13 protein-coding genes, 1 tRNA gene and 1 pseudogene are annotated in these 9644 nt (G+C 66.9%); 8 read left to right on the top strand and 7 right to left on the bottom strand.

The window, feature by feature from the left end; all coding sequences use genetic code 11:
- The first annotated feature begins 68 nt into the window (after nucleotides 1–68).
- Together TNMX_RS00800 and tsaE are read left to right on the top strand one after the other, a co-directional pair.
- Nucleotides 69–155, top strand: a tRNA-Leu gene (locus TNMX_RS00800).
- A 28-nt stretch (nucleotides 156–183) separates the two neighbouring features.
- Entirely contained in the window at nucleotides 184–654 is a 471-nt protein-coding gene (tsaE, locus tag TNMX_RS00795) for a tRNA (adenosine(37)-N6)-threonylcarbamoyltransferase complex ATPase subunit type 1 TsaE (protein WP_038028446.1), read from the top strand.
- On the opposite strand, the gene TNMX_RS00790 is transcribed toward tsaE, so the two are convergent.
- Genes TNMX_RS00790 through TNMX_RS00780 form a run of 3 tightly spaced genes read right to left on the bottom strand, consistent with a single transcriptional unit; the run spans nucleotide 583 to nucleotide 2359 of the window.
- Nucleotides 583–1050 (bottom strand): TlpA disulfide reductase family protein, encoded by a 468-nt coding sequence (locus TNMX_RS00790; protein WP_015716264.1) that lies wholly within the window; start codon nucleotides 1048–1050, stop codon nucleotides 583–585. The two genes, tsaE and TNMX_RS00790, sit on opposite strands and share 72 nt — an antisense overlap.
- 58 nt (nucleotides 1051–1108) lie before the next feature.
- Nucleotides 1109–1609, bottom strand: a complete 501-nt coding sequence (locus TNMX_RS00785; protein WP_015716263.1) for a metal-binding protein — start codon at nucleotides 1607–1609, stop codon at nucleotides 1109–1111.
- Between the two features lie 36 nt (nucleotides 1610–1645).
- Complete coding sequence (locus TNMX_RS00780; RefSeq protein ID WP_015716262.1) at nucleotides 1646–2359, bottom strand: cyanophycinase; 714 nt, start codon at nucleotides 2357–2359, stop codon at nucleotides 1646–1648.
- A 73-nt stretch (nucleotides 2360–2432) separates the two neighbouring features.
- On the opposite strand from TNMX_RS00780, the gene TNMX_RS00775 reads away from it, so the two are divergent.
- Both TNMX_RS00775 and TNMX_RS00770 read left to right on the top strand, forming a co-directional pair.
- A complete protein-coding gene (locus TNMX_RS00775) occupies nucleotides 2433–3002 on the top strand; it encodes a TetR/AcrR family transcriptional regulator (protein WP_211209620.1) in 570 nt (189 codons plus the stop codon).
- Nucleotides 2999–3493: a CarD family transcriptional regulator gene (locus TNMX_RS00770; protein ID WP_015716260.1), complete on the top strand. Its 495-nt coding sequence runs from the start codon at nucleotides 2999–3001 to the stop codon at nucleotides 3491–3493. Before TNMX_RS00775 ends, TNMX_RS00770 begins: the two co-directional genes overlap by 4 nt.
- A gap of 82 nt (nucleotides 3494–3575) precedes the next feature.
- Here the strand turns inward: TNMX_RS00770 and TNMX_RS00765 are convergent, their stop codons facing one another.
- The 3 genes and pseudogenes from TNMX_RS00765 to ispD form a co-directional block, all read right to left on the bottom strand.
- Nucleotides 3576–4145 carry a hypothetical protein gene (locus TNMX_RS00765; protein WP_253269343.1) on the bottom strand — a complete coding sequence of 190 codons (570 nt, stop codon included), beginning with the start codon at nucleotides 4143–4145 and terminating at the stop codon, nucleotides 3576–3578.
- Nucleotides 4132–4950, bottom strand: coding sequence for a 4-(cytidine 5'-diphospho)-2-C-methyl-D-erythritol kinase (gene ispE, locus TNMX_RS00760; RefSeq protein WP_038028433.1), 819 nt, complete (start codon nucleotides 4948–4950; stop codon nucleotides 4132–4134). Before ispE ends, TNMX_RS00765 begins: the two co-directional genes overlap by 14 nt.
- Nucleotides 4938–5575: pseudogene (ispD, locus tag TNMX_RS00755) on the bottom strand (2-C-methyl-D-erythritol 4-phosphate cytidylyltransferase). Before ispD ends, ispE begins: the two are co-directional and overlap by 13 nt.
- A 45-nt stretch (nucleotides 5576–5620) precedes the next feature.
- Here ispD and TNMX_RS00750 point away from each other — a divergent pair.
- Entirely contained in the window at nucleotides 5621–6406 is a 786-nt protein-coding gene (locus TNMX_RS00750) for an undecaprenyl-diphosphate phosphatase (protein ID WP_038028423.1), read from the top strand.
- On the opposite strand, the gene TNMX_RS00745 is transcribed toward TNMX_RS00750, so the two are convergent.
- Nucleotides 6398–7459 (bottom strand): alanine--glyoxylate aminotransferase family protein, encoded by a 1062-nt coding sequence (locus TNMX_RS00745; RefSeq protein ID WP_038028421.1) that lies wholly within the window; start codon nucleotides 7457–7459, stop codon nucleotides 6398–6400. The genes TNMX_RS00750 and TNMX_RS00745 overlap by 9 nt on opposite strands.
- 163 nt (nucleotides 7460–7622) lie before the next feature.
- Between TNMX_RS00745 and TNMX_RS00740 the strand changes: the two genes are divergently transcribed.
- The 3 genes from TNMX_RS00740 to TNMX_RS00730 all read left to right on the top strand — a co-directional run bounded on the left by TNMX_RS00740 (nucleotide 7623) and on the right by TNMX_RS00730 (nucleotide 9562).
- Nucleotides 7623–8666, top strand: coding sequence for a DnaJ C-terminal domain-containing protein (locus TNMX_RS00740; protein ID WP_038028418.1), 1044 nt, complete (start codon nucleotides 7623–7625; stop codon nucleotides 8664–8666).
- A gap of 113 nt (nucleotides 8667–8779) precedes the next feature.
- Complete coding sequence (locus TNMX_RS00735) at nucleotides 8780–9001, top strand: cold-shock protein (protein WP_014516375.1); 222 nt, start codon at nucleotides 8780–8782, stop codon at nucleotides 8999–9001.
- 87 nt (nucleotides 9002–9088) lie between these two features.
- Entirely contained in the window at nucleotides 9089–9562 is a 474-nt protein-coding gene (locus TNMX_RS00730; protein WP_038028443.1) for a GNAT family N-acetyltransferase, read from the top strand.
- Nucleotides 9563–9644: the final 82 nt, after the last annotated feature.

Raw genomic sequence — 9644 nt, 5'->3', positions numbered from 1 at the left:
AAACCCCGGCAAACCTTGACAAGGAGGAGGCTTTTGCTAAACTAAGGCTTGCGCGTAAGGCGCACCCTGCCGGGATGGTGGAACTGGTAGACACGCCATCTTGAGGGGGTGGTGCCCGCAAGGGCGTGCGGGTTCAAGTCCCGCTCCCGGCACCAAAGAGGCCCTGCGGGGCCTTTTTCCTTTATGCGGCTTCTCCTAGAGCGCACCCTCAAGACCCTCGAGGACACCCAGGCCCTGGCCCGGGAAGCCCTGGCCCTTTTCCCCCCGGGGGCCCTGGTGGTCCTGGAGGGTCCCTTGGGTGCGGGCAAGACCACCTTCGTCCGCTTTCTGGCCGAGGCCTTGGGCTTTAAGGGAAGGGTGACCAGCCCCAGCTACACCCTCATCCACACCTACCCCACCCCGGAAGGCCCCTTGGTCCACGCCGACCTCTACCGCCTGAAGGACCAAAGAGCCCTTCTACCCCAGCTGGAGGCGGCCCGGGAGGAAGCCCGCCTCCTCCTGGCGGAGTGGGGGGACCCTGGCCTCCTCGAGGCCGATTTCCTCCTGCGCCTCAGCCCCCAGGGTGAGGTGCGCCGGGCGGAGCTATGGCAGCTCCACCCCGGCCAGGAGGAGGGCATCCAGCAAGGCCTCCCGCCCGGCCCGCCCGGCGAATAGGGCCACCACCTTGCCCTCGGCATCCACCACGAAGGTCCAGGGCTGGCCCAGGACCTTGAAGCGGTTGGCCACCTCGTGGGGCTTGTCCCTGTCCGAGGCCAGCAAGGGAATGAACCGGGGAAAGGCCTTCATGTACTCCAGCACCACCTCCTTGGTGTCCTTGGGCTCCCGGCTGATCACGTAGAAGGGCACCCGGGTTTCCTCCGCCACCCGGTGAAGCCCCGGGAACTCCGCCTTGCACACGGGGCACCAGCTGGCCCAGAAGACGATGACCGCAGGCTTCTTCATGGTGGCGGGGGTGACGAGGTTACCCTTGGGATCCAGAAGGGCGAAGTCGGGCAGGCGCTGGCCCGGCTGCACCGCAAGGACCACACCCAAAAGCAGAAGGAACCCCATCCATCGCCTTAGCATGCTTCCATTGTTTACCCTAGCAGGGACGGGTATGTAAACCACCTCACCTTGGCCGCCGCAAGCGCTTAAGGTCGTGGTCGGGCCAGATGCCGTCCGCCACCAGGTGGAGCCACTGGGAAAGGTAGTAGCCCAAAAGGGCCAAACCCCAGACCTCCCAGGGCCAGGAGGGAAGCTTAAAGGAAAACCCCATCCCCAGGTATTTGGCAAGCCCCTGGGCCAGGTACCCCAAGGCCAAAAGAAGCCCCGCCAGGTAACCCAGGCGGGTCAAGGGCCCCAGCACCCAGGTATGGGAAAGCCCCCGGTGGCGGAAAAGCCAGCCGTAAGGACGCCAGAAAAGGCCCAAAAGGCCCCAGCGGCGCTGGGACCGCGTGCCCTTCTCCGCCAGATCCAGGTCGGGGGAAAGGAGGAAGGTGCCCGCCAGATAGGCCAGGGTAAAGGCCAAGCCCCGGGGGTCCTCCGGGGAGCCCCCGTAGGCCAGGAAGACCACCGCTCCCCCGCCTAAGACCGTCAGGTTTATGGCCTCGTGCACCCGCCCCGAGGGCATAGGGCCATGTTACCGGAGGAGGGAACCCCGCCCTCCTCAAAGGGCGGGCAGGGGGAAGCGCTCCCCCGCCGAGAGGACGTCCACCTTGAGCCCCTTCACCCCCCGGCCCGTGTACTCCGCCCCCCCGGCGTCCACCAGGGTCACCCCTCCCATCCAGACCTCTCCCAGGCCCTTTAGGAGGCGAAGAGCGGTGTTCTCCAGAAGGCCTAAGCCCACCAGGTCGGGATTGTCGGCCACCAGGCGCGAGAGAGCCAGGAACCGCCCCCGTTCCTCCACCCGGGGGAGGAAGACCAGACCTCGCAAGAGGGCCAGGCCCAAGGCGGCCTTAACCTCCCCCTCCAGGGAGTAAAAGGCAGCCTCCCCCAGAAGGCCCGCCGCCTCCCCCAAGGCCACCACCCCACCCCCCTGGCGGTGGACTTCCAAAAGGGCCTGGAGAAGGAGGCTTCCCCGGATGAGATCCAAAAACTCCGGCAGCCCCTCGGCAGCTAGAAGCACCAGGGGGCTCGCCGCCACCGCCTGGGCTATCTCGGGGTCAAAGGCCTCCTCCCGCCGCCTGAGGTAGAGGACCCTTCCCCGCCTCAGGCCCAGGCTCCGGTAAGCGAGCCGCCAGGCCTCCGCCAGGTCCCGCAAAGGATAGGGCACGAGGAAAAGGGCCTCCCCCCTGGCCTCCTCCAGGAGCCTGGCCTCCACCGGGCGCAAGGCCCCCCGAAGGGGATCGGCGGTCAGCAAGGCGAAAAAGCCCTGACGCATACCTGACCTCCTATACCTTTAGGGTAATCCCCTCCTCATGAAAGGAAAAGGGTGGTGTGGTAGACTTAAGGGCGTGGCCGCGATGGTATCCCCCCCGGGGGCGCTCTCCAAGGATAAAAAGAGGGCCATCCTCGAGGCCACCTTGGAAATCCTCCGGGAGATGGGGCTTTCCGGGCTCAAAATGGAGGAGGTGGCCCGGCGGGCGGAGGTGGGTAAGGGTACCATCTACCTCTACTTCCGCGACAAGAAGGACCTCCTGAAAAACCTGGTGGAGGAACGCACCTGGGCCTTTTACCGGGAGGTGGAGGAGGTGGTGCGCCAAAAGGCGCCCTTTTTTGTGCGCCTCGAGGGCCTCCTGAAGAAGCGTCTGGCCTGGATCGCCGAGTGGCGGGGCCTGTGGGCGGCGGTAGCCCGGGAGGCCATGGAGGACCCCACCCCCTGGCTCAAGGGGCTCCACCAGCACTACCTGGACCTCCTGGAGGAGCTGGTGCGAAGCGGCCAGGAAGAAGGGGCCGTGCGCCCCGAGCTTTCCCCCAGGGCCACCGCCCACGTGATCGCAGCCTTGGGGTGCACCCCCCAGCTGGAGGTGGAGGCTTATTTGGAGCACCTCATGGAGGTGCTCCGGAAAGGAGTCGCGCCGTGAAAGAGTTCCGTCCCGGCGACAAGGTGGTCTTGCCCCCTTACGGGGTCGGCGTGGTGGCGGGCATAGCCCAGCGAAGCGTGAGCGGCATCAGCCGGGCCTACTACCAGGTGGACTTTCCCGGTTCCCGCTCCAAGGCCTACGTACCCGTGGAGGCTCCCCAAAGCGTGGGCATGCGCAAGGCCCTTGCCCCGGAGGAGGTGCCGGTCATCCTTGACCTCCTGAAGAACGGACGCATGCCCCTGCCCAAACAGTGGGCCGCCCGGCACCGCAAGACCAGCGAGATCCTGGCGGATGGAAACCCCTACCGCATCGCCCAGATGGCCGGGCAGCTCAGGGCCTGGGAGCTGGAACGGGGCCTACCGGACCTGGACCGCCAGGCCCTCAGGCGGGCCATCTACCTCCTGGCGGAGGAGGTTTCCCAGACCCTGGAGATCACCGTGCAGGAGGCCAAGCGTCTCTTCGAAGAGGCCTGGGGCGAAGAACTGAACTGAAGGCCCTTGGGCTAACCAAGGCCCCGGGGTTCCGGGGTCTTTTTCCATCCCACCCCGGATTCCTCAACCGCCAAGAACGGGCTTAAAGCAGCAGGCTCCAGGTTTTCTTCTCCATCTCTAGGATGCGGGCCAGGTAATGCTCCAGGACCCCCGGATCCAGCCCCTCCACCTGGCCCTGGGCCATGACCTCCAGGTCGAAGAGCACCGCCTGGAACTCGGGGGCCGACCAGTGCTCGGCAAGCTCCTGCCAGGGTCCATCCCCCTCCACGTGGGCGTTCCAGGCCTCCAGGAATAGGCGGTTCAGGAAGTAGAAGAATACCAGGCGGTAAGGGTAGGGAAACCCCTCCATCTCCTGGAGCAGGGCGATGTACTCCTGCCGCACCGGGTGAACCGGTTCCCTGGGATCCGCCCCCTGGGAAAGAAGCCAGTCCAGCTCCTCCACCGTGGCCATGAGGGCCTGGACCAAAGGAGCCCGGTGGGGATGGGGGGCCTCCTTAAGAAGCCCCACCTGAAAGCGGTACAGGGCTTCCACGAAGGGGAAATCCTGCTTAAGCCAGAAACTGAACCGCTCCTCGTCCCAGCGGAGGGGCAAGGACTTGATCTCCTCCAAGGCATCCGGGCAACAACCAAAAAGCTCCCTAAATAACTCCATACCCTCCCCCCAGAATTCCGTGCCGGGCATAACCGGCATGCCGCAGGGCCTCCACCACCTTCTTGGCCTGGGCCTCGTCCTCCGCCAGGCCGAAGAAGGCGCTCCCCGAGCCGGACATTAAAACGCCCCTCAAACCCAAGGCCTTAAGCCGGGCCTTCACCTCCTTCAGCTCCGGATGAAGGCGGAAGGCAGGGCCCTCGAGGCTATTCCAATAGGGTGGCTCCTCCCCTTTCTCCAGGGCCTCGAGGATCTCCGAAACCGGAAGCTCGGGCCCGAAATCGTGAGGCTTCACCTCCCCATACACCCTGGGGGTGGGAAGGCGCAGGCCCAAGGAGAAGACCACCACCGGCAAGGGGGAAAGGGAAAGGGGCCTGAGCCTCTCCCCCACCCCCCGGGCCTCCGCCACCCCTCCCTGGAGGAAGAAGGGCACATCGGCCCCCAGGGAAAGGGCCAAGGAGGATAGGTCCACCTCCGCCGGATAGAGCTCCTTGAGGCCCAGAAGCACCTGGGCGGCATCCGAACTCCCCCCGCCAAGACCCGCCCCCTCGGGCAGGGCTTTTTCCAGGACGATCCGCACCCCCCCGGGCCAGCCCGCCGCCTCCAGGTAGGCCGCCGCCGCCCGGTAGGCCAGGTTCCTTTTCCCGTACCGCCCGCGGAACTCGATCCCCTCGGGGATGGGCTCCAGGAAAAGCCGGTCCCCGAAGGATAGGCTGGCGAAGAGGGTGTGGAGCTCGTGGTAGCCATCCGGCCTCCTCCCCAGGAGGGAGAGGCCCAGGTTCACCTTGGCCACCGCTAGGCGCTCCATACCCTCGCCAAAGCCTCCGCCAGGGGCAGGTCCTCGGGGTAGGTGATCTTGAAGGCGGCCCTCTCCCCCTCCACCAGGGCCACGGGATAGCCCAGGGCCCTCACCAGCTGGGCGTCGTCGGTGGCGGAAAGCCCCCGCTTCCTGGCGTAGGCGTGAGCCTCCCGCAAGAGGGCGGTGAAGAAGCCCTGGGGGGTCTGGACCAGGCGCAGGGCCTCCCGGGGCACCACCTCCCCATACCCCTCCCCTTCCGGCCGGATGAGGGTGTCGGGAAGGGGCAGAACCGGCACCGCCGCCCCCGTGGCGCGGGTGGCCTCGAGGACCCGCCCCACCAGCCTCCGGCTCACGAAGGGCCGGGCCACGTCGTGAACCAGGACCATAGGGAGGCTTGCCGCCTCCAGGAGGCGGGAAACCGACTCCTGCCGGGTTCTGCCCCCCTCTAAAAAGGTGGCGCGAAGCCCCTTGGGGACGGGAGCTCCGGGGGGCAGGGCCACCAGGACCTCCGCCGCCTCCTTGAAGGCCTCCACGGCCCACTCCAGGAGGGTCTTCCCCCCCACCCGCAGGAAGGCCTTGGGCCCAAGGCCCAGCCGCTCCCGTTCCCGGCGCCGGGGATCAGGACGGACACCATCCGGTGTTCGCTTGTCAGCGAAGCACCCACGATTCCCATGGTAGCATGGGCCCCATGAGCCTTTGGGAAGCCCTTCTCTTAGGGGTGGTGGAGGGGCTCACGGAGTTCCTGCCCGTTTCCTCCACCGGCCACCTGACCCTCCTCTTCCACCTCCTGGGCCTGCCCATCCAAGAGGATCCCTTCCTCAAGACCTTCCTCATCGCCATCCAGCTTGGGGCCATCCTGGCCATCCTCCTCCTTTACGGAAGGCGCTTCGCCGTGGACCGGGCCCTCTGGCTCAGGATCGGGGCGGCCTTCCTGCCCACCGCGGCCATGGGCTTCCTCCTCTACCCCCTCATCAAGGGGAAGATCCTGGGAAACGACGGCATCGTGGTCTTCTTTCTGTTCTCCGTGGGCTTGGTCCTCCTCCTGGCCGACCGCCTGGCGGAACGGGCCCGCTATGGGGATGTCCTGGAGCTTCCCCTAGCCCGGGTAGCCCTAATCGGGCTCTTCCAGGGCCTGGCGGCCCTCTTCCCCGGCACCAGCCGGAGCGGGGCCACCATCCTGGGAGGCCTCCTCCTGGGCTTGAGGCGCAAGGCAGCGGCGGAGTTCAGCTTCCTCCTGGCCCTTCCCACCATGCTGGCCGCCGTGGGCTACGACCTCCTGAAAAGCGCTCCCGCGGTACCCGAAGGGGGCTGGAACCTTCTTGGGATGGGCTTCCTCGCCGCCTTGGTCACCGCCCTCCTCACCGTGCGCTGGATGCTTTCCTTCGTGGAGCGCCACGGCTTCAGGCCCTTCGCCTATTACCGCATGGCCCTGGCCTTGGTCTACGCCTACTTCTTCCTACGCTAGGGCCAGAACCCTATCCAGGGTTTCCAGGAACTCTTGGTAGGCCTCCCTCCGGGCTCCTTCCCCCATGAGGCCGAGCCGCAAAACCTGCCCCCGGGTGGGCCCGATTCCCCCGGCCACCGCCACCCCCTGGGCGTAAAGGGCCCTAACCAGGCGGTCCGCCTCCATCCCCTCAGGGGGGCGCACCACCAGCACCGTGGGCAGGGGGCTGGCCTTGGGATAGGGGCGGAAACCCCGCTCCCTTAGCTCCCCAAGCAGCCAGGCGTAGACCTCCTTCGCCCTTCGTTCCCGGGCCTCCACCCCCTCCTCCAGAACCAGGTTGAGGGCCTCCAGCAGGGCGTAGTGCAGGAGGACCGGGGTGGTGTGGTGGTAGCCGCCCCGCTCCCAGTGCTCCGCCACCCGGGCGAGGTCCAGGTACCAGCCCCGCCTGCCGGTGAAGGCCCTGCGGGCCTCGAGGCTCACGGCAATGGGGGCCAGGCCCGGGGGAGCGGAGAGGCACTTCTGGCTGCCCGTGAAGGCGTAGTCCACCCCCATCTCCCGCATGGAGAAGGGAAGCATCCCCAGGGTGGTGACGGCATCCAGGAAGAAAAGGGCCCCGGCCTCCTTGGCCAGGGCCCCGATCTCCCGGGCCGGGTTCAGCACCCCGGTGGAGGTCTCCCCGTGGACCAGGGCCACCATGCGGTAGCGCCTCACCTTTAGGGCCTTGGCCACCGCTTCCGGGTCCACGGGCTCGCCCGGAGGGAACTCCAAAACCGCGGGTTCCAGGCCGTGCACCTGGGCCATCTCCGCCACCCTCTGGGAGAAGGCCCCGTTCACCAGCACCAGGACCGGGCCCCGGTCCAGGTTGGCGAGGCCGGCCTCCATGCCCAGGCTTCCCGAGCCCGCCAAAGCCGCCAGCAGGGCGCCTTCCCCGGGGTCAAAGAGCCGGGCAAGCCTCTCCTGTATGGCTCGGTTCACCGCCAGCACCTCGGGGTCCAGGTGGCCCCGCATGGGACGGAGAAGAACCTTTTGCACGCGCTCGGGGATGGGGGTGGGTCCAGGGGTCAGAAGCAGCATCTTGCCTCCTCTACTCCCGCCGGAAGCGGGCATAAGAAAAGCCCCCGCGGCGATACCGGGGGGGCCCTTCCCGAAGGAAGGGGCCCCCTACCGGATAGCTCGCAGGAGCCTCATTGAGGCCCACTTTAGCCCAAGGCCCCTTTCCTTGTAAAGTGCTACCTGGATGAAGGACTACTACGCCATCCTGGGGGTGGGCCGGGAGGCCACCCAGGAGGAGATCAAAAAGGCCTACCGCAAACTGGCCCTCCAGTACCACCCCGACCGCAACCCCGGGGACAAGGAGGCGGAGGAGCGCTTCAAGGAGATCAACGAGGCCTATGCGGTTCTCTCCGACCCCGAGAAGCGGGCCCAGTACGACCGGGGGCTTTTAGGGGCGCCGGAGTTCCGCACCGAGGACCTCTTTGACCTCTTCGCCCAGGTCTTCGGCTTCCGCACGGGGCGCACCGCCCCAAGAGGGGAGGACCTCGAGGCCCAGGTGGAAGTGGACCTGGAAGACCTCCTCACCGGCAAGGAGGTGGAGGTCGCCTACGCCCGCTTGGTGCCCTGCGAAGCCTGCCAAGGCCAAGGGGGCAGGAGGGTGGTCTGCCCCACCTGCGGGGGTAGGGGGGTGGTGGAAACCTATCGTCAGGGTCTTTTTGGCGGGTTCCTGACCCGCTCCACCTGCCCCCACTGCAAGGGGCAAGGCCACCTCCTGGCGGAAACCTGCCCGGTATGCCGGGGCCGGGGCCGGGTGGCGCGGGAGGAACGGGCCCGGGTACGAATCCCCCCGGGCATGGACGAGAACCACCTCCTGCGGGTGCCGGGCTACGGCAACCTGGGACCCGGCGGGCCCGGGGACCTGTACGTGCGCTTGAAGATCCGCCCCCACCCCCACCTGGAGCGGGAAGGCCCCCACCTGGTCTACCGCTTGAAGATCGGCTTGGCCCAGGCGGCCCTGGGTACCCGGGTGGAGGTGCCCGGGCTTTCGGGCCCCATCCCCTTGGAGATTCCCCCGGGCACCGGGCACGGGGAGGTGTTTGAGCTTCCCGGAGAAGGCCTTCCCTACCCTGGGGGCCGGGGAGCCTTAAGGGTGGTGGTGGAGCTTTCCGTGCCCAAAAACCTTAGCCCCAAGGCCAAGGAACTCCTCAGGGCCTACGCCAAGGAGGTGGGGGAGGAAGTGGCTCCCGAAGGCTTCTTTGAAAGGCTACGGGGGTTCTTCCGCAAGTAGGTCCTTCGTGGTATAGTGAGGCATTCCGGGTCGCTATAGGGTGGCCCCTCGGGTCTAAAGCAACCCCTAAGGCCCCGGATACGAGCCCAAGGGCTCGGAAGCGAAGGAGCAGTATGCAGAAGGGTCGGGTCAAGTGGTTCAACGCGGAGAAGGGCTACGGCTTCATTGAGCGCGAGGGCGACACCGATGTGTTCGTCCACTTCAGCGCCATCAACGCCAAGGGGTTCCGCACCCTGAACGAGGGCGACATCGTCACCTTTGACGTGGAGCCGGGCAAGAACGGCAAGGGCCCCCAGGCGGTGAACGTCACCGTGGTGGAGCCGGCCCGCAGGTAAAGGGCAACCCGGACCGCCGTGGGGAAGACCCACGGCGGCTTCCTTTTGGGGAAGCTATCACCCCTTTCTCAGACCCCAGCCGGTAGCATGGGAGGGATGCGGACCCTTAACCTGAGCCTACGTCCAGTGCTTCCAGAGGACGCTCCCCTCCTGCATCAGCTCTTCCTGCGAAGCCCCGGGTACTTCGCCCTGATCGGTATGGAACCCCCGGCCCTCGAGGACGTGGCCCGGGACCTTTCCACCCTGGAGAAGGACGAGCGCCGCCGGGCCTTCCTCCTCTTCCAGGAAGCGGAGGCGGTGGGCTACCTGGACTACAAGCTCCGCTATCCCGAGCCCGAGGACGCCACCCTAAGCCTCCTCCTCATCCGGGAAGACCGCCAGGGGCAGGGCCTGGGACGAAGGGCCCTGGAGCACCTCCTAAACCACCTGACGGGGGCCGAGCGGCTTTATGCGGTGGTCTACGGCAACAACGCCCGGGCCAAGGCCTTCTTCCAGGCCCAGGGTTTCCGCCACGTGAAGGACGGGGGCCCCACCCTGAGCTGGTACGTGCGGGAACTATAACCCATCACCCCACCCGGGCGAGAGCCCAGGTGGGGTGCACCCGAATCGTGACGACTCCCCAGACTAAAGTCCGGGGCTTCTC

The sequence above is a fragment of the Thermus sp. NMX2.A1 genome, from assembly GCF_000511705.1.
GTDB lineage: Bacteria > Deinococcota > Deinococci > Deinococcales > Thermaceae > Thermus > Thermus scotoductus.
Note: the sequence above shows the minus strand (reverse complement) of the source record. Positions and strands in the feature narration are given on the sequence as shown.